This is a genomic window from Pseudoduganella ginsengisoli, assembly GCF_009720865.1.
In the GTDB taxonomy this organism is placed as follows: domain Bacteria; phylum Pseudomonadota; class Gammaproteobacteria; order Burkholderiales; family Burkholderiaceae_D; genus Rugamonas; species Rugamonas ginsengisoli.
This window is the reverse complement of sequence record NZ_WNLA01000001.1, coordinates 676,676-694,501: the sequence shown is the minus strand read 5'-3', so window position 1 is coordinate 694,501 and position 17,826 is coordinate 676,676. Positions and strand designations below refer to the sequence as shown.

17 protein-coding genes are annotated in these 17,826 nt (G+C 61.6%); 14 read left to right on the top strand and 3 right to left on the bottom strand.

Translation table 11 applies throughout. The annotated features are described in order from the left end of the window. The first annotated feature begins 155 nt into the window (after positions 1–155). Complete coding sequence (locus GM668_RS02980) at positions 156–1,241, top strand: TRAP transporter substrate-binding protein (protein ID WP_155437403.1); 1,086 nt, start codon at positions 156–158, stop codon at positions 1,239–1,241. Between the two features lie 83 nt (positions 1,242–1,324). Here GM668_RS02980 and GM668_RS02975 read toward each other — a convergent pair whose 3' ends face one another. After that, positions 1,325–2,791, bottom strand: a complete 1,467-nt coding sequence (locus GM668_RS02975) for a serine hydrolase domain-containing protein (RefSeq protein WP_155437402.1) — start codon at positions 2,789–2,791, stop codon at positions 1,325–1,327. 186 nt (positions 2,792–2,977) lie between these two features. Here GM668_RS02975 and GM668_RS02970 point away from each other — a divergent pair, with 186 nt between their 5' ends. Further along, positions 2,978–3,241, top strand: coding sequence for a hypothetical protein (locus GM668_RS02970; protein ID WP_155437401.1), 264 nt, complete (start codon positions 2,978–2,980; stop codon positions 3,239–3,241). Between the two features lie 32 nt (positions 3,242–3,273). Here GM668_RS02970 and paaX read toward each other — a convergent pair whose 3' ends face one another. After that, positions 3,274–4,203: a phenylacetic acid degradation operon negative regulatory protein PaaX gene (gene paaX / locus GM668_RS02965; RefSeq protein ID WP_155437400.1), complete on the bottom strand. Its 930-nt coding sequence runs from the start codon at positions 4,201–4,203 to the stop codon at positions 3,274–3,276. Positions 4,204–4,404: 201 nt separating this feature from the next. On the opposite strand from paaX, the gene paaA reads away from it, so the two are divergent. Genes paaA through paaZ form a run of 12 tightly spaced genes read left to right on the top strand, consistent with a single transcriptional unit; the run spans position 4,405 to position 16,203 of the window. Then, positions 4,405–5,394 (top strand): 1,2-phenylacetyl-CoA epoxidase subunit PaaA, encoded by a 990-nt coding sequence (gene paaA, locus GM668_RS02960; protein WP_155437399.1) that lies wholly within the window; start codon positions 4,405–4,407, stop codon positions 5,392–5,394. A 10-nt stretch (positions 5,395–5,404) separates the two neighbouring features. After that, on the top strand, positions 5,405–5,689 hold the full coding sequence (paaB, locus tag GM668_RS02955) for a 1,2-phenylacetyl-CoA epoxidase subunit PaaB (RefSeq protein ID WP_155437398.1): 285 nt from the start codon (positions 5,405–5,407) through the stop codon (positions 5,687–5,689). An 8-nt stretch (positions 5,690–5,697) separates the two neighbouring features. Continuing rightward, positions 5,698–6,450, top strand: coding sequence for a 1,2-phenylacetyl-CoA epoxidase subunit PaaC (gene paaC / locus GM668_RS02950; protein WP_155437397.1), 753 nt, complete (start codon positions 5,698–5,700; stop codon positions 6,448–6,450). Beyond that, complete coding sequence (gene paaD, locus GM668_RS02945; protein WP_308506804.1) at positions 6,450–7,010, top strand: 1,2-phenylacetyl-CoA epoxidase subunit PaaD; 561 nt, start codon at positions 6,450–6,452, stop codon at positions 7,008–7,010. Before paaC ends, paaD begins: the two co-directional genes overlap by 1 nt. A 7-nt stretch (positions 7,011–7,017) precedes the next feature. Next, positions 7,018–8,094 carry a 1,2-phenylacetyl-CoA epoxidase subunit PaaE gene (gene paaE, locus GM668_RS02940; protein ID WP_155437396.1) on the top strand — a complete coding sequence of 359 codons (1,077 nt, stop codon included), beginning with the start codon at positions 7,018–7,020 and terminating at the stop codon, positions 8,092–8,094. 10 nt (positions 8,095–8,104) lie between these two features. After that, positions 8,105–8,896 carry a 2-(1,2-epoxy-1,2-dihydrophenyl)acetyl-CoA isomerase PaaG gene (paaG, locus tag GM668_RS02935; RefSeq protein ID WP_155437395.1) on the top strand — a complete coding sequence of 264 codons (792 nt, stop codon included), beginning with the start codon at positions 8,105–8,107 and terminating at the stop codon, positions 8,894–8,896. A 2-nt stretch (positions 8,897–8,898) separates the two neighbouring features. Next, positions 8,899–10,473, top strand: coding sequence for a 3-hydroxyacyl-CoA dehydrogenase PaaH (gene paaH, locus GM668_RS02930; protein WP_155437394.1), 1,575 nt, complete (start codon positions 8,899–8,901; stop codon positions 10,471–10,473). Then, positions 10,466–10,924: a hydroxyphenylacetyl-CoA thioesterase PaaI gene (gene paaI, locus GM668_RS02925; RefSeq protein WP_155437393.1), complete on the top strand. Its 459-nt coding sequence runs from the start codon at positions 10,466–10,468 to the stop codon at positions 10,922–10,924. Before paaH ends, paaI begins: the two co-directional genes overlap by 8 nt. A gap of 23 nt (positions 10,925–10,947) precedes the next feature. Then, positions 10,948–12,267, top strand: coding sequence for a phenylacetate--CoA ligase PaaK (gene paaK / locus GM668_RS02920; RefSeq protein ID WP_155437392.1), 1,320 nt, complete (start codon positions 10,948–10,950; stop codon positions 12,265–12,267). Between the two features lie 9 nt (positions 12,268–12,276). After that, positions 12,277–13,497 carry a 3-oxoadipyl-CoA thiolase gene (pcaF, locus tag GM668_RS02915; protein WP_308506803.1) on the top strand — a complete coding sequence of 407 codons (1,221 nt, stop codon included), beginning with the start codon at positions 12,277–12,279 and terminating at the stop codon, positions 13,495–13,497. 36 nt (positions 13,498–13,533) lie between these two features. Then, positions 13,534–14,145: a phenylacetic acid degradation protein PaaY gene (locus tag GM668_RS02910; protein ID WP_170305456.1), complete on the top strand. Its 612-nt coding sequence runs from the start codon at positions 13,534–13,536 to the stop codon at positions 14,143–14,145. Between the two features lie 12 nt (positions 14,146–14,157). Then, positions 14,158–16,203, top strand: coding sequence for a phenylacetic acid degradation bifunctional protein PaaZ (gene paaZ, locus GM668_RS02905; RefSeq protein WP_155437391.1), 2,046 nt, complete (start codon positions 14,158–14,160; stop codon positions 16,201–16,203). Positions 16,204–16,506: 303 nt separating this feature from the next. Here paaZ and GM668_RS02900 read toward each other — a convergent pair whose 3' ends face one another. After that, positions 16,507–17,736 carry a M24 family metallopeptidase gene (locus GM668_RS02900; RefSeq protein WP_155437390.1) on the bottom strand — a complete coding sequence of 410 codons (1,230 nt, stop codon included), beginning with the start codon at positions 17,734–17,736 and terminating at the stop codon, positions 16,507–16,509. Positions 17,737–17,826: the final 90 nt, after the last annotated feature.

The following is a 17,826-nucleotide window of genomic DNA, read 5'->3' as shown; positions in this document are numbered from 1 at the left end:
AGAAGCGTGGCCGATATGATAACCGCTTTGACCAGTGCTATATAGAAGCCGGGATTGCAAGCTTGTCATTTCAGACATAAACTATCTTTCCCAAGATGTGGGTGCCTGGCCTGAAGAGACCCGGCGCCCATTTACCCACAACATCGGAGACCCGCATGGAGCGTCGTTCCTTCCTGAAACAAGCCACTGTCGGCGCCACTGCCACCGCAGCGGTTGCCGCGCCTGCCCTGGCCCAGGGCCCTGCCATCACGTGGCGTCTGGCGTCGAGCTTCCCGAAAACGCTGGACACGATTTATGGCTCGGCTGAGCGCTTCGTCAAGCGCGTGGCGGAATTGACGGGCGGCCGTTTCCAGATCCGCCAGTTTGCGGCCGGCGAAGTGGTGCCGGGCTTGCAAGTGATGGATGCTGTTCAAGCGGGAACGGTGGAAATGGGCCATACGCCTGCCTACTATTATTTCGGCAAGGATGCGACCTTCTGCTTTGATTGCGCCGTGCCGTTCGGCCTGACGTCGCGCCAGCAAACGTCGTGGTTCGACCAGGGCGGCGGGCGCGACCTGTTGCGCGAGTTCTACAAAGGCTACGGCATCATCAATTTCTTTGGCGGTAACACGGGCACGCAAATGGGCGGCTGGTATCGCAAGGAAATCAAGACGGTGGCCGACGTCAAAGGCTTGAAAATCCGCATCGCCGGCTTTGCCGGCCGCGTGATGGAGCGCATGGGCGCCGTGCCGCAGCAAATTGCCGCCAGCGACGTGTATTCGGCGCTGGAGAAGGGCACGATCGATGCGGCCGAGTGGGTAGGTCCGTACGACGATGAAAAACTCGGCCTGGCCAAAGTCGCGCCGCACTACTACGCGCCAGGCTGGTGGGAAGCGGGGCCGCAATTGTCGTTCTATGTGAACATCAAAGAGTGGGAAAAGCTGCCGAAGGAATACCAGGGCGCGATTGAAGTGGCCAGCTATGAGTGCCATGTGGCGATGCAGGCTGAATACGATGCCCGCAACCCGAAAGCGCTGGCCCGCCTGCAAAAGGCCGGCGCCAAGGTGCACACGTTCTCGAAAGAGATCATGGAAGCGGCGTATAAGGTGTCGAACGACGTGATGGAAGAGGAAGCTGCGAAGAACGCCAAGTTCAAGAAGATTTATGAACCTTGGAAGAAGTTCCGCCACGACCAGAATATGTGGGCGTCGGTGGCGGAATCGGCGATGCAGAATTACCTGATCAACGTGGCGCGGAAGTAAGCGCTGCCGGCGGGGACACACGGTCACGTGGTTCCCGTCTCAATCCATCGATACGCATCGGAATCTGCCTTCCTTGGAATGGTCTAAAAATCCGCCTGTGCCGGTCCTGTGCCGGCCGTCTTGCGCTTGCCGGGCCGTTCCCGGCCATCGGTAAAGGTCAGCGTTTGCACCGGTCCATTGCCTTCCGGGTGGAACCGTACGGTGGCATCTTTCTCCCGGATGAAATAGTCATAGTCGCCGGCAGCGATCAATTCCACCGGTGCAGGGCCCAGCGGCGGCGCGGATGCGTACAGGCGCTCGCCGTCGCGGTGGATGCGCAAGGTGATGTTGGAGACGCTGTAGTCGCCAATGAAGCGGTCATGCAGCGCCGGGTTGGCCGCCACGGCACTGCGCTGCAGCGGGCGGTAATCTTCCCAGCCATATTCCGCGGCAATGCTGCGCATCAGTTCTTCGATCAGCGGCCAGCCATAATCACCATTGGTGAGGATCACGGCGCCCTGTCCGGTGCGCGTATAGGCAAACAGCAGCGCCTTGTAGCCGGCATTGGAACCACTGTGATGGAACGCCTGCTCCTTTCCCGCATGATCGAGTTCGAACCCGAGGCCATAGCCGTTTTGCACGGGCGTCAGCAGCGTGGCGGCCTGTTGCTGCGTCAGCAGGCGCGTGTCTTTTCCTTGCGCGGCACGCTGGATGGCGATGGCAAAGCGGGCCAGGTCGGTTGCCGTACTCCATGCGCCCGCCGCCGTTAATTCCGGATAACGCCGCCAGTTGCCTGCCACCGGGCTGCCGTCGAGTTCATGGCCGGTGGCGGCGCGCTGCGCCAGACCGGCGGGCAAGTCTGGCGCAAATACCGTGTCGTGCATGCGCAGCGGCGCCAGCACCTGCTGCCGCGCCAGCGTGGTGAAATCCTTTTGCGTGGCATCCATCAAGTATTGCTGCAATACGGCGTAGCCGAGACCGGAATAGCCATATTGGCTGCCGGGTGGCGTTTGCACTGCGGCGGGAGGCGTCGTAGCGGGCGGCGCGCCGCGCAGCACTTGCAGCAGGCTGGGTTGCGGCTCGCCGCTGCCATAGCCAGGCAAGCCGTTTTCAGGCAAGCCTGCCGTGTGGCTGAGCAGCGCGTGCGGCGTGACGGGTTGTCCTGCGGCCAGTTGCCAGGATCGGAGGCGCCGATTGACGTCTTCATCCAGATGGATTTTGCCTTGCGCTGCCAGACGCAGCGTTGTGACCGCGGCAAGTGGTTTGCTGATGGAGGCTGCCTGGAACAACGTGCCGGTGGTGACGGGGCGGCCGGTCCGCACATCCATTACGCCATAAGCGCGGGCCCATTCAATGTCGCCGTGGTTGATGACGGCAATGCTGACGCCAGGCACGTGCAGCTCACGCATGCGCTCTTCCAGCCGCATGGTTTGCGGCGGCGCATCCCGCACCGCCACCGGCGCCAGCAAGCCGTTCTCGACACGGGCAATCCGCTCTTCGACGGACTGGCTTTGCGCGGACGCACCGCAAGCCCACCATACGATAGACAGCAAGAAGACCCGACGCAGCATGGCTCACCTGTGGTTGCAAGAAAAGCCATATGCTAATGCCCGAGCCCGGCCAGGACAAGCCATCAATGTCTCGCGCTTTGCAAGGTTTACCTGCGCCATATCAATCCCGCCAGCCACCGGCTTGATAAGTTGGCTTGTGCGGCCTCCCGCATTGTGCGGCCGTGCCGCGCTTTTTAGGAGAGCATCATGGACACAGAAAAATGCGGCCCAGACCACATTGACGTGCTGGACAAAAAAATCACCGCCCTCAGCGATGCGCTGGCGCACCTGGGAAAAGGGGAGTCACTGAAGGAATTACTGCGGATTATCCGTTTCCCCGGCTATACGACGCCTGCGGAATTCGCATTCACCGCGTCGATACTCGATGGCATGGCCATGCAAATCCGCCTGCTGGAAACCACGGGTGAGCACTTGCTGGCAGCGGCCAAGCAAGTTGGCCAGCAAGGCTGACGGGAAGGCGGCGCCGCAGCGGGCGCCGCTGTTTACTTCAAGCCGCCGAAGCGCTGGTACAGGCTGTCATCCGCCTCGGGCGCTTCCGGATCTTCGCGCCGCAACGCCGCCGTGATGTGGTTTTCTGCGGCTTCATACACTTGCAGGTACAGCGCCCGCGCCAGGTCATACGCTTTGGCGCCAGGCCACGGTTCCGGCAGTAATTCCACCGGCAATTGCGGATCGTGCAGCTGCACGCGGCGGTACGCGTGCATCAGCAGCGTGCGGATCACGAATGCCTGTTCCGGATGCGGCGCCGGACCGGCCTTCAGCAACGCCAGCAGCGGTTCAAACAGCGCGATGAATTGCTGGTAGCCGTCAATGACGCCGGATAAATCCCAGCCGTCGGCCACCATTTCACGCAGGGGTTTCGCATAGCGCACGCCCGGCAAATCGGCAGTCTGGCACACAAAGAGTTTATGTTGCGTGCCCGTGCGGACCAGTAATTCATCGAGGGTTTCACGGTCGCCGGCCGGGTGGGCCGCCAGGCCGGGGGCCAGGATGCTGTAGCCCTGCCACAGCAATTCCTTGCGCAAATTGCTGCGCTCCGACGCCGTTAAGCCATCATGACTGTGCATGACCAGGGTCCACTGGCCATCCCAGTCCACGTGCAGTGGCGCATATATGCGGCGATAGGCGCGGGTAAAGCGGGCAATCGTGTCCGATGGCACAGCATAGGAAGACCGGCGGCCATCGCGCTGGGATTCCAGCCAGCCTTCCTGCGCCAGGCGGAAGACCGACGTGCGTACCAGCCGGTCATTCACGCCAAACGGCGCCAGCAATTCAATCAGGCTACCCAGCCAGACCGTTCCGCCATGCGGCACGATACTGTCGCCGAATATTGTCATGACCAGCGACTTTGAGCGGGGCGGGTCGGTAGCCAGGAAGTGCGCAATCCATTCGTTGCTGTTCAGGATGTTCATCGTGCAGTGCAATAAGTGTCTCTCAGGCGAGAGTTTACTTTGCTCTGGGTTCGGCGCAGCATTATTTTTCTTATAGTCGCCCAAACAGTCCATGTTGCGCCTCTACGAGATACAGAAAAATGATTTGAGTCAAAAAAAATGTAGTCTTCATGATTTTTGTATCGTATCATGCAGTCATACCTTGATGAAGGAGACAAGTCCATGTACGCACAGATGGTGGAAACCGGCCTGAAGAAGGTCCAGACCAGCGACGACATGAGCGCCGAAGAACGCGAGTTTCAGGCTCGCATCGATGCCGGCGTGAAAATCGAAGCGAAAGACTGGATGCCGGATGCCTATCGCAAGACGCTGATACGCCAGATTTCGCAGCACGCACACTCGGAAATCGTCGGTCAGTTGCCTGAAGGTAACTGGGTGACCCGCGCCCCGACCTTGAAACGCAAATCCATTTTGCTGGCCAAGATCCAGGATGAGGCCGGCCATGGCTTGTACCTGTACAGCGCCGCCGAAACCCTGGGCGTGTCGCGCGATGAATTGCTTGACGCACTGCACAGTGGCAAAGCCAAGTATTCCAGTATTTTTAACTATCCGACCTTGTCGTGGGCGGACATGGGCGCCATCGGCTGGCTGGTCGACGGTTCGGCCATCATCAACCAGATCCCCCTGTGCCGCTGCTCGTATGGCCCGTATTCGCGCGCCATGATCCGCGTCTGCAAGGAAGAATCGTTCCACGCGCGCCAGGGCTACGACATCATGATGGCCCTTAGCAAGGGCACCCCCGAGCAAAAGCAAATGGCGCAAGATGCGCTGAACCGTTGGTGGTGGCCTTCCTTGATGATGTTCGGCCCTTCCGACGCGGCGTCCGTCAACAGCGCCCAATCGGCGCAATGGCGCATCAAGCTGTTCTCCAACGATGAACTGCGCCAGCGCATGGTCGACCAGACCGTGCCGCAAGCGGAATACCTGGGCTTGACGATTCCCGACCCGGACTTGAAATGGAATGAGGAACGGGGCAGCTACGACTTCGGCGAAATCGACTGGGAAGAATTCCATCAAGTCTTGAAGGGCAATGGCCCATGCAACAAGGAACGCCTGCGCACCCGCGTCAAAGCGTGGGACGATGGAGAGTGGTTCCGCGACGCGCTGGTGGCTTACGCCGACAAACAACAAGCAAAACAGGCGGCTGCCTGAGGAGAACAAGATGAGCAAAGAATGGCCATTGTGGGAAGTATTCATTCGCAGCCAGCACGGCCTGGCGCATAAGCACGTAGGCAGCCTGCACGCACCGGACGCCGGCATGGCGATCAACAACGCGCGCGACGTGTACACGCGCCGCAATGAAGGCGTCAGCATCTGGGTGGTGCGCGCCACGGACATCGTTGCCAGCGCCCCTGGCGACAAGGATGCGCTGTTCGAGCCGTCCAACAGCAAGGTGTACCGCCACCCAACCTTCTTCCCGATGCCGGAAGAAGTCAAAAACCTGTGAGCGCAGCCATGGATGCAAAGGTAAATTATCTGCTGCGCCAAGGCGACAATGCCCTGATCCTGAGCCAGCGCCTGTCGGAACTGTGCGGCAAGGGGCCGGCGCTGGAAGAAGACATGGCGCTGACCAACGTGGCGCTGGATTTGCTGGGCCAGACCCGCATGTGGTACACGTATGCCGGCGAGCTGGAAGGCCAGGGCCGCGACGAAGACCGTATCGCGTACCACCGCGACGCGCACGACTTCAAGAATTGCCTGCTGGTCGAGCAAAACAACGGCAACTATGCCGATACGATGGTGCGCCAGTTCTTCTTCGATACGTGGCACTATTTCCTCATCGGCGCACTGACAAAGTGCAGCGACCAGCGCATCGCGGAAATCGCGGAAAAGTCGCTGAAGGAAGTCACGTACCACCTGCGCCGCAGCGGCGACCTGGTGGTGCGCATGGGTGACGGCACGGAAATCAGCCACGCGAAAACGCAGGCGGCCGTCAATGAACTGTGGCCGTACACGGGTGAATTTTTCAATTACGACGACGTCGACCGGGCCATGGTGGATGCGGGGATTGCCCCGGCAGCGGACGAACTGCGCGCCCAGTGGCTGGCCCACGTGTCGGACATCCTGGCGGAAGCTACGCTGACGATGCCGTCGCCGGACGCCTGGATGCAAAAAGGCGGCAAACAAGGCCGCCATACGGAGCACCTGGGCTACCTGCTGGCCGAGATGCAGTTCCTGCAGCGCGCGTATCCCGGCGCGCAGTGGTAATGGATCCCGCGTTCGCGACTGCCGCCATGGATACTCAATTAAGCGCCGCTCAGGTTTGGACTTGGCTCAATGACGTGCCCGACCCGGAAATCCCCGTGATTTCCGTGGTGGACCTGGGCATCGTGCGCGGCGTCCAGGTGACAGGGGACAGCGCCTGCACCGTCACCATCACGCCGACCTATTCCGGCTGTCCCGCCATGCAAGTGATTGCCGATGCCGTCACGTCCGCATTGAAAGAGCGGGGCGTGCAGCAGGTGGAACTGTTGACGCAACTGTCGCCCGCATGGACCACGGACTGGATGAGCGAATCTGGCAAGGCCAAGCTGAAAGGGTATGGCATCGCGCCGCCGGCGCAGCAAGTGATCGACATCAGCGCTCTGCGCGCTGGTGGCTTGGCTGCGGGCGTTAAACGTCACGCCATCGCGGCGCCGAAAGTCGCGTGCCCCCACTGCGGCTCCGGCCATACGGAACTCACCAGCCAGTTCGGCTCCACGCCCTGCAAAGCCTTATATAAGTGCCTCGATTGCCGCGAGCCTTTTGACTACTTCAAGTGTCACTGAAAATAATATGAGCAAATTCTATCCGCTGTCCGTCGCCGCGGTGACCCATGAAACGCGCGACTGTATCGCCGTCACCTTCGCCGTGCCGCCAGAGCTGCAGCAAAGTTTCCAGTACCAGCAGGGCCAGCACCTGACCTTGCGCACGCATATCAATGGCGAAGATGTGCGCCGTTCGTATTCGATCTGCTCCGCCGTGCAGGACAACCGCCTGCGTGTGGCCATCAAACGCACGCCGGGCGGCCTGTTTTCCACGTGGGCAAACGAAGCCGTGAAGCCGGGCACGATGTTGGAAGTCATGCCGCCGATGGGCCACTTCAACGTGCCGCTCGATGCCGCCAACCGCAAGCAATACATGGCATTTGCCGCCGGCAGCGGCATTACGCCGATGCTGTCGATCATCAAGACCACGCTGATGACGGAACCGAACAGCAGCTTCACGCTGTTCTACGGCAACCGTGCATCGTCGTCCGTGATTTTCAAGGGCGAGCTGGGCGACCTGAAAGATATCTACACGGACCGCCTGAACATCGTCTATGTGATGAGCCGCGAACAGCAGGACATTGAATTGTTCAACGGCCGCATCACGAAAGAAAAGACCAAACAATTCCTGCGCCTGTGGGTCAATCCCGCCGATTACGACACGGCCTTTATCTGTGGACCGGAAGACATGATGCATGGCGTGTCGGAAGCGTTGCAGGAAGCCGGTATGCCAAAGGCGAACATCAAGATCGAACTGTTCGCGGCCAGCATCCCCAAGCACCAGCACAAGCCGCGCGCCGCGGCGGAACTGGGTACCGGTCTGACGGAAGTCACCGTGGTCCTGGATGGCAACCACACGACGTTCACGATGGACAAGGACAAGGAATCCATCCTCGATGCGGGCTTGAAAGCCGGGATCGACATGCGCTACTCGTGCAAGGGCGGCGTGTGCTCGACGTGCCGCTGCAAGGTGCTGGACGGTAAAGTCGACATGGACGTCAATTACGCACTGGAAGACTATGAAATTGCACGGGGCTTTGTGCTGAGCTGCCAGAGTTTCCCGGTCACAGATAAAGTGGTGGTCGACTTCGACCAGGCAGAATAAGGAGACACCAATGACCTACGAAAATATCTTATTCGACATCAGCAACGGCATTGCCAAGCTGACGCTGAACCGTCCCGATAAACTCAACAGCTTCACGCAAGCGATGCACCTGGAAGTGCGCGATGCGCTGGGCCAGGTGAAAGCCGACAAATCCGTGCGCGTGCTGGTGCTGACAGGCGCGGGCCGCGGTTTCTGCGCGGGCCAGGACTTGTCCGACCGCGCCGTGGAACCTGGCGCCAAAGGCGTGGACCTGGGCGAATCCGTGGAAAAATTTTATGCGCCGCTGGTGATGGAATTGCGCAACCTGCCGCTGCCGGTCATTTGCGCCGTTAACGGCGTGGCCGCCGGCGCAGGCGCCAACCTGGCGCTCGCGTGCGACATCGTCATTGCCGGCAAATCGGCCAGCTTCGTTGAAGTCTTCTGCAAACTGGGCCTGATTCCCGATACGGGCGGCACGTGGCACTTGCCGCGTTTGATCGGCCTGGCGCGCGCCACCGGCTTGGCCATGCTGGGCGAAAAGCTGACGGCGGAACGCGCCGAAGAGTGGGGCATGATCTGGAAATCCGTGCCGGACGAAGTGCTGATGACGGAAGCCATGGCCATGGCTGCACACTTTGCCACCGCGCCAACCAAGGGCCTGGCGTTCACGAAGAAAGCGCTGCAAGCCAGCTATGGCAACAGCCTGCAAGACCAGCTGGCGCTGGAAGCCGACATGATGCGCGAACTGGGCTACTCCCACGATTACCGTGAAGGCGTGTCGGCCTTCATGGAAAAACGTACGCCTGAATTCAAGGGGGAATAATCATGGCGGCCATCCAGAATGGGAGTGTGGTTGCCGTCATCGGCAGCGGCGCCATGGGTTCCGGTATTGCGCAAGTTGCGGCAAGCGCGGGCCATATCGTCAAACTGTATGACACGCGCCCGGAAGCCGTGGCGAAAGCCATTGCCGACATCGGCGCCGTGTACCGCAAGCTGGCCGACAAGCAGAAAATGTCGGCGGCCGATGCCGATGCCGCCACGGCCCGGTTGAAATCCGCATCCAGCCTGGGCGACGTGGCCGATGCCGCGCTGGTGGTGGAAGCCATCGTGGAAAACCTCGACGTCAAGCGTTCGCTGTTTGCTGACCTGGAAGGCGTCGTTTCCGACGACTGCATCCTCGCCACCAACACGTCGTCGATTTCCGTCACCGCCATTGCCGCCAGGCTGCGCCGCCCTCAGCGCCTGGTGGGCATGCATTTCTTTAATCCAGTGCCGTTGATGGCGCTGGTGGAAGTCATCAGCGGCCTTGCCACTGACAGCACCGTGGCGCAGACCGTGTATGACACGGCAGCCGGCTGGGGCAAGAATCCCGTCCACGCGAAATCCACGCCGGGCTTCATCGTCAACCGCGTGGCCCGTCCGTACTATGCGGAAGGCTTGCGCCTGCTGAATGAACAGGCGGCCGATCCGGCCACCATCGATGCCGTGCTGCGCGAGGCGGGCGGTTTCCGCATGGGCCCATTCGAGCTGATGGACTTGATTGGCCATGACGTCAATTACTCCGTCACGCAATCGGTGTTCAACGCGTATTACAACGATCCCCGCTTTACGCCATCCGTGATCCAGCAGGAACTGGTGAACGCGGGTTTCCTGGGCCGCAAGTCGGGCCGTGGTTTTTACGCGTATGGCGAAGGCGCCGTGGCACAGCAACCCGCCGCCGAGGCGCCGCAGCCGAATCCTGAATATGCGAATGTCAGCATGGGGCTGGATGCCAGCGGCGCCCTGGTATCGACGCCCATGATGGATGCGCTGATGGAACGCTTCCGCGCGCATGGCGTGGAAGTCGGCTTGAAAAAGCATTTGGAAGGCCATGGCCACGGCACTGAAAGCGCACCAGCCATCCACTGCAACGGCGCCGCCATCTACTTGACGGACGGCCGCACCGCGACCCAGCGCGCCCGTGACAACAAGCATCCGGATACCGTGCTGTTCGACCTGGCGCTGGATTATGGCAAGGCGCCGCGCATTGCGCTGGCATGCTCGGACCAGTGCAAGCCGGCCGTGTGGCATTCCGTCGTGGGCCTGTTCCAGGCAGCCGGCTTCACGGTGACGAAGCTCGATGACGTACCCGGTATGGCCGTCATGCGCACGGTTGCCATGCTGGCCAATGAAGCGGCCGACGCTGTCAACCAGGGCGTGTGCAGCGCGCAAGGCGCGGATACGGCCATGCAAAAAGGTGTCAATTACCCGAAAGGCCCGCTGGCGTGGGCCGACAGTATCGGCATCGGCCACGTCGTCACCGTGCTGCACAACCTGGCCGCCAGCTATGGCGAAGACCGCTACCGCGTGTCGCCGCTGCTGCGCAGGAAACTGGCGGCGGGGGGCAAGTTCCATGCATGACCATTTGAATCCGCAACAGGCGCAGGCGCTGGCCGAAGCAGCGGGGGCGTCCATGTTCGAGCGTGACCGCGCCAGCCAGGCCATGGGCATGGTGCTGGCAGCGATCCGCCCCGGCTATGCGCGCATGACGATGCCGGTGCGCGACGACATGCTGAACGGCCACCAGACCTGCCATGGCGGCTATATCTTCGCGCTGGCCGACAGCGCCTTTGCATTTGCGTGCAACAGCCATAACCACGTGACCGTGGGCGCTGGCTGCACCATCGAATACCTGGCGCCGGGGCGCCCGGGCGACGTGCTGGCGGCCGAAGCGCAAGAACAGGCGCTGGCGGGCAAAACCGGTGTCTACGACGTGCGGGTTTCCAACCAGGACGGCAAGCTGATTGCACTGATGCGCGGCAAGTCGCACCGCATCGGCGGCGAAGTGGTCCATCAGGCTGCAGCGCAATAAACTCACCAGACGGAGGTTGCATCATGGTTCAACGTACCCCTGCCCCGAACGACCTGGAACCGATCGAGCGGGCCAGCCGCGACGAACTGCAGGCGCTGCAGCTGCAGCGCATGAAATGGTCGCTGACGCATGCGTATGAAAACGTGCCGCACTACCGCGCAGCCTTCGATGCGGCCGGTGTTCACCCGAATGACTTGAAAACGCTGGCGGACCTGGCCAAGTTTCCGTTCACGGACAAGAAGACACTGCGCGACAATTACCCGTTCGGTTTATTTGCGGTGCCGCGTGAAAAAGTCGCCCGCGTGCATGCGTCGAGCGGCACCACGGGCAAGGCCACGGTGGTGGGCTATACGCTGAAAGATATCGATACGTGGGCCAATGTGGTGGCCCGCTCGATTCGTGCTGCAGGCGGCCGCGCGGGCGATATGGTGCATATCTCTTACGGCTACGGCTTGTTCACGGGCGGCCTGGGGGCGCACTATGGCGCGGAACGCCTCGGCTGCACGGTGGTGCCGATGTCCGGTGGCCAGACGGAAAAGCAGGTGCAGCTCATTGCCGACTTTAGGCCCGACATTATCATGGTGACGCCGTCATACATGTTGAACATCATCGAGGAATTCCAGCGTCAGGGCCTCGATCCCGCTGCGTCGTCGCTGAAGGTCGGCATCTTTGGCGCGGAACCGTGGACCGATGCGATGCGCGCGGAAATCCAGCAGCGCGCCGGTATCGATGCGGTGGATATCTATGGCTTGTCGGAAGTGATGGGCCCTGGCGTGGCCAGCGAATGCATTGAATCGAAAGACGGCCCGGTAATCTGGGAAGACCATTTCTATCCAGAGATCATTGACCCGGAAACCGGCGAAGTGCTGCCGGACGGCTCAGAAGGGGAACTGGTATTTACTTCGCTGACGAAGGAGGCCATGCCGGTGATCCGCTACCGCACGCGCGACTTGACGCGTCTGCTGCCGCCGACGTCGCGTTCGATGCGCCGCATCGGCAAGATCACGGGCCGTTCGGACGACATGCTGATCATCCGCGGCGTCAACGTATTCCCGACCCAGATCGAAGAATTGATTTGCAAGATGCCGCCGCTGGCGCCGCAATACCAGCTGGTGGTGACCCGCGACGGCCACCTGGACAAGCTGGAAGTGCTGGCCGAGCTGCGCCCTGGCGGTTCGCTGGCGCCGGGCGACGTGGCCAGCCTGGCGCGCGAACTGGAACACCGCATCAAGACCAATGTCGGCGTGTCGACGCGCGTCACGCTGAAAGAACCCAATAGTATCGAGCGCACCTTGACCGGCAAGGCCAAGCGCGTGATCGACCAGCGCCCGAAAATTGTTTAAGGAATGGAAATGAACGAAGCCGCATTGAATACCGCATTTATCTGTGACGCAGTCCGTACTCCCTTCGGCCGCTATGGCGGCGCCCTGGCGTCCGTGCGCGCCGACGATCTGGCCGCCGTGCCGATCGCCGCGCTGATGGCGCGCAATCCCGGCGTGGATTGGACCCAGGTGGATGACATTTACTATGGCTGCGCCAACGGCGCCGGTGAAGACAACCGCAATGTCGGACGCATGGCGGCGCTGCTGGCCGGTTTGCCGGTCGAAGTGCCGGCCAATACCATCAACCGCCTGTGCGGTTCCAGCCTCGATGCGGTCGGCATTGGCGCCCGCGCCATCAAGGCTGGCGAAGCGCAGCTGGTCATCGCCGGCGGCGTGGAAAGCATGACGCGCGCACCGTTCGTCATGGGCAAGGCTGACAGCGCATTTTCCCGCAGCGCGAAAATCGAAGACACGACCATCGGCTGGCGCTTCGTCAACCCGCTGATGAAAGCCAAATACGGCATTGATTCGATGCCGGAAACGGCGGAAAACGTGGCGGAGGAATTCAGCATCAGCCGTGCCGACCAGGATGCGTTTGCCGTGCGCAGCCAGCAGCGCTGGGCCGCCGCCCATGCGGCCGGCCACTTCAAGGCGGAAATCGTGCCGGTCACGATCCCGCAAAAGAAAGGCGATCCCAAGGTGATCGATACGGATGAACATCCGCGTCCGGATACCACCATCGAGATGCTGGCCAAGCTGAAAGGCGTGGTTAAGCCGGATGGTTCCGTGACGGCCGGTAATGCGTCCGGCGTCAATGACGGCGCGTGCGCGATCTTGCTGGCGTCCGGCGCTGCCGTCGACAAATATGGCTTGAAGCCGCGTGCGAAAGTGCTGGGCATGGCCACTGCCGGCCTGGCGCCGCGCATCATGGGCTTCGGCCCGTCGCCCGCGTCGAAGAAAGTGCTGGCGCAACTGGGCTTGACCATCGAACAGATGGATGTGATTGAACTCAACGAAGCCTTTGCCGCGCAAGGATTGGCCGTGACCCGCGACCTGGGCCTGGCCGATGACGCGCCGCACGTGAATCCGAACGGCGGCGCCATCGCCATCGGCCACCCGCTGGGCGCGTCGGGCGCGCGCTTGGTGACGGCGGCCGTCAACCAGCTGGAACGCACGGGCGGGCGCTATGCGCTGTGCACCATGTGCATCGGCGTGGGGCAGGGCATTGCGCTGGTGATCGAGCGCGTGTGACCGCGCCTGCGCAAGGCATATTGAAGGAGCAAGCAAGTGGTCAAAGTATATGAAATCAACGGCATCCGCCCCGTCGTGCACCCGACCGCTTTCGTGCACCCGACGGCCGTGCTGATCGGGGACGTCATCGTCGGTCCCCGATGCTACGTGGGCCCGCTGGCATCGCTGCGCGGCGACTTCGGCCGCCTGATCCTGGAAGAAGGCGCCAACGTGCAGGATGGCTGCGTCATGCACGGTTTCCCCGGCTGCGACACGGTGGTGGAAACCGATGGCCATATCGGCCATGGCGCCGTGCTGCATGGTTGCCGCATCGGGCGCAATGCGCTGGTGGGCATGAATGCCGTCGTGATGGATAACGCCGTGATTGGCGCGGAAAGCATCGTGGCCGCCATGAGTTTCGTGAAGGCGAACATGGAAGTGCCGCCCCGTTCAATGGTGGTGGGCATGCCGGCCAAGATTATCCGCGCCGTGACGGATGACGAAGTGAAGTGGAAGAGTAGCGGCACGTCGCAATACCATGAACTGGCCGTGCGTTCGCTGGCCACCATGCGCGAAGTCGATGCCTTCGACGCGCCGGAAGAGGGGCGCAAACGGATGGAATGGGAAACGTCGCTGCCGCTGCATCAACATAAAAAAACTGCTGAATAACTGGAGAGACACATGCCTCAAACTTTGCAAAGCCTGATCGCGGGCCGCTGGCACGGCAAGGAAGCCGCCACCCCGCTGTACAACGCATTGAACAACAGCGTGATTTACCACACGCACGCTGAAGCCATTGATTTTTCGGAAGCCGTGACCTATGCGCGCAAGACGGGCGTACCGGCGCTGATGAAGCTGGACTTCCAGCAGCGTGCGCAGCGCCTGAAGGCACTGGCGCTGTACCTGATGGAACGCAAGGAAGAGCTGTATAAAATTTCGCATCTGACGGGCGCTACCCGCGCCGACAGCTGGGTGGACGTGGAAGGCGGCATCGGCACCTTGTTCGCGTACGCTTCGATGGGCAGCCGAGAATTGCCATCGTCGAACGTGCTGCATGAAGGCCCGGCCATGGCGCTGGGCAAGCGCGGCGGCTTTGCCGGCACCCACATCCTCGTGCCGCGCGGCGGCCTGGCAGTGCACATCAATGCGTTCAACTTCCCGATCTGGGGCTTGCTGGAAAAATTTGCACCGACCTTCCTGGCAGCGATGCCATGCATCGGCAAACCTGCCACTGCCACCAGCTACCTGACGGAAGCCGTGGTGCGCATGATCCATGAATCCGGCCTGATGCCGGATGGCGCATTGCAGCTGGTGATTGGCAGCACGGGCGACTTGCTGGACCGCCTGACGGGCGCCGATGTGGTGACCTTCACGGGTTCCGCTGATACAGCCGCCAAGCTGCGCGCCAACCGCAACCTGATCGCCAATTCGATTCCGTTCGCAGCCGAAGCGGACTCGCTGAACTGTGCGATCCTGGCCCCGGACGTGACGCCGGACGATGCGGAATTTGACTTGTTCGTCAAAGAGGTTGCCCGTGAAATGACGGGCAAGGCGGGCCAGAAATGTACGGCGATCCGCCGCATCATCGTGCCGCGCAACCGCGTGGACGCCGTGGCGGAACGCTTGCGCGAGCGCCTGGCGAAAGTCACCGTGGGCGACCCTTCGGTTGAAGGGGTGCGCATGGGTGCGCTGGCATCGAAAGACCAGCAGCGCGACGTGGCCGAGCGCGTGGCCATGCTGGCGCAGGGGAATGAAATCGTGTTCGGCGAACGTGACGGCTTCAAGCCTGTCGGCGAAGGCGTGCATGACGGCGCCTTCTTCTCGCCGACCTTGCTGCTGTGCCGCAATGCGTCCAGCAACGATGCGGTGCACGACGTGGAAGCGTTCGGCCCCGTATCCACGATGATGACGTATGACGGCATCGATGAAGCGCTGGAGCTGGCGGCGCGCGGCAAGGGTTCGCTGGTGTCGACCTTGGTAACGAAAGATCCGAAGACGGCAGCGTACGCGGTGCCTGTGGCTGCCGCATCGCACGGCCGCGTGCACATCCTCGACAAGGAAGCATCGGTTGATTCCACCGGCCACGGTTCGCCGCTGCCGCAGCTGAAACACGGTGGCCCTGGCCGCGCCGGCGGCGGTGAAGAGCTGGGCGGCATCCGCGCCGTGCGCCACTTCCTGCAGCGTTCCGCCGTACAGGGTTCGCCCACGATGCTGGCCGCTGTCACGGGCGAATACGTGCGCGGCGCGGTTGTCAATGAAAGCGACGTGCACCCGTTCCGCAAGTACTTCGAAGATTTGCAGATGGGCGACTCGCTGCTGACGCACCGCCGTACCGTGAGCGAAGCCGATATCGTCAACTTTGGCGGCATTTCAGGCGACTATTTCTACATGCACTTCGACGAGATTGCCGCCAAAGACACGCAATTCGGCAAGCGCATTGCGCACGGCTACTTCGTGCTGTCGGCAGCGGCAGGCTTGTTCGTGTCGCCGGCGCCAGGTCCTGTGCTGGCCAACTATGGCCTGGACAACCTGCGCTTCATTACCCCCGTGGCGATTGGCGATACGATCCGCGCGCGCCTGACGTGCAAGCGCAAAGTCGACCGCAACCGTACCGATGACCAGGGCCGTGGCCAGGGCGTGGTGGCTTGGGATGTGCAGGTGACCAACCAGAACGATGAACTGGTGGCGTCGTATGACATCCTGACGCTGGTGATGAAAAAATCGTAACCCCGATGGGGTCAGACGTGCATTCGTGCGCGCCGCCACTGGGGTCAGACGTGCATTGATGCATATGAAAAAAAGCCGCAGCTGCCTGCGGCTTTTTTCTTACGTCTTATGGGACCAAGCTCCGTGCGTGGAAATGCGTCAAATTGCGTGGAACGCCGCGCGCGGGACGCTTCTTTCGAAGCCGAAGCGCCAGCTATAAGCCCGCCCGCTATCGGTTGCCCTGCTATTTCCCTAGCGAATGCACGAATGCACGTCTGACCCCACGGTTTTAACGCATCAATGCACGTCTGACCCCACGTGGGGTTACTGCGCCAGTCCGAATGGATCGTCGATGCTGTGTGCGGGCTTGGTGAACCAGCGAGGACCGTCTTCCGCCATATAGAAATGGTCTTCGTGGCGCACGCCGAATTCTCCCGGCACCACGATCATTGGTTCGTTCGAGAAGCACATGCCCACGTCCAGCGGCGTCTTGTCGCCACCGACCAGATACGGCCACTCGTGGATATCAAGGCCGATGCCGTGGCCCGTGCGGTGCGGCAAGCCTGGCAGTTTGTAGCCGGGGCCGAAACCGTCGGCTTCCAGCGAGCGGCGCGCGGCCTGGTCCACGGACTCGCACGGGGCGCCCAGTTGCGCCGCTTCGAACGCGGCGGCCTGCGCTTTCTTTTCGCTGTTCCACACGCTGCGCTGGCGCTCGGTCGGCTCGCCAAACACATAGGTGCGCGTGATGTCGGAAATGTAATTGTGCACTTTGCAGCCGGTGTCGATCAGTACCGTGTCGCCCTGCTTCAACGTTTGCACATAGCTGACGCCATGCGGATACGACGTCGCCTCGCCGAACAGCACGATGACGAAGTACGAGCCCGAAGCGCCCACTTTGCGGTGCGCCTGGGCGATGAATTCTTCCACTTCTTTTGTCGTGATCCCTTCGCGCAGCATCGACGCGGTAGCCACGTGCACGGCCAGGGTCATGTCCTTGGCGCGCTGCATCAGCGCGATTTCCGCTTTGGACTTGCGCATGCGGCAGTGCGCCGTCACCGGGCGGGCATTTTCCAGCGCATAGCCTTCCGCCAGCGGGCGGATGCCGTCAAAGATAAAGAACGCGGCGCTTTCGCAAATGCCGATGCGCGGCGGCTGGGCAGCATTGGATTCAATGCCCATGCGCTTTAACGTATCAATGAACAGCTGATACGGGCTTTCATGCTCGTGCCAGCCGTTGACTTTACCTTCGATCAGCATGAAGTCCAGCAGGGTGCTCTCTTCAAATGCCGGGGCGATGTATTCCACTGCGCCGTGCGCGGGCAGGATCGCGCCCACCATGCGCTCGCTCGGGTGCCAGCGCGTGCCGGTGAAGTACAGCAGGTTGGAACCCGCATTGATGTAAATGGCCGCGATGCCATTGGCTTGCATGTAAGCCTGGGCACGCGCGATGCGCTGCTGGTGTTCGTCTTTGCCGATGGGGGTGGCGCCTGCCGTCATGTCAGACAGCGTCGCCAGGGCTTGTTCTGCGGTTTTGCCGCCTACGCCGATGGTCATTGTGATAACTCCTGGTCATTACCGTGGCGGCGATGATAGCAGCTTTAGCGGCGGGCAAATCAGCTTGTGCCGCGATCGTATATGCGGACG

Bases quoted from the DNA above. Each gene is read 5' to 3' on its own strand.
- GM668_RS02980 (WP_155437403.1), top strand. From the start codon at position 156: ATGGAGCGTCGTTCCTTCCTGAAACAAGCCACTGTCGGCGCCACTGCC.
- GM668_RS02975 (WP_155437402.1), bottom strand. From the start codon at position 2,791: ATGCTGCGTCGGGTCTTCTTGCTGTCTATCGTATGGTGGGCTTGCGGT.
- paaC (WP_155437397.1), top strand. From the start codon at position 5,698: ATGGATGCAAAGGTAAATTATCTGCTGCGCCAAGGCGACAATGCCCTG.
- paaE (WP_155437396.1), top strand. From the start codon at position 7,018: ATGAGCAAATTCTATCCGCTGTCCGTCGCCGCGGTGACCCATGAAACG.
- paaI (WP_155437393.1), top strand. From the start codon at position 10,466: ATGCATGACCATTTGAATCCGCAACAGGCGCAGGCGCTGGCCGAAGCA.
- paaG (WP_155437395.1), top strand. From the start codon at position 8,105: ATGACCTACGAAAATATCTTATTCGACATCAGCAACGGCATTGCCAAG.
- paaX (WP_155437400.1), bottom strand. From the start codon at position 4,203: ATGAACATCCTGAACAGCAACGAATGGATTGCGCACTTCCTGGCTACC.
- paaA (WP_155437399.1), top strand. From the start codon at position 4,405: ATGTACGCACAGATGGTGGAAACCGGCCTGAAGAAGGTCCAGACCAGC.
- paaH (WP_155437394.1), top strand. From the start codon at position 8,899: ATGGCGGCCATCCAGAATGGGAGTGTGGTTGCCGTCATCGGCAGCGGC.
- GM668_RS02900 (WP_155437390.1), bottom strand. From the start codon at position 17,736: ATGACCATCGGCGTAGGCGGCAAAACCGCAGAACAAGCCCTGGCGACG.
- paaD (WP_308506804.1), top strand. From the start codon at position 6,450: ATGGATCCCGCGTTCGCGACTGCCGCCATGGATACTCAATTAAGCGCC.
- GM668_RS02970 (WP_155437401.1), top strand. From the start codon at position 2,978: ATGGACACAGAAAAATGCGGCCCAGACCACATTGACGTGCTGGACAAA.
- paaB (WP_155437398.1), top strand. From the start codon at position 5,405: ATGAGCAAAGAATGGCCATTGTGGGAAGTATTCATTCGCAGCCAGCAC.
- pcaF (WP_308506803.1), top strand. From the start codon at position 12,277: ATGAACGAAGCCGCATTGAATACCGCATTTATCTGTGACGCAGTCCGT.
- paaK (WP_155437392.1), top strand. From the start codon at position 10,948: ATGGTTCAACGTACCCCTGCCCCGAACGACCTGGAACCGATCGAGCGG.
- paaZ (WP_155437391.1), top strand. From the start codon at position 14,158: ATGCCTCAAACTTTGCAAAGCCTGATCGCGGGCCGCTGGCACGGCAAG.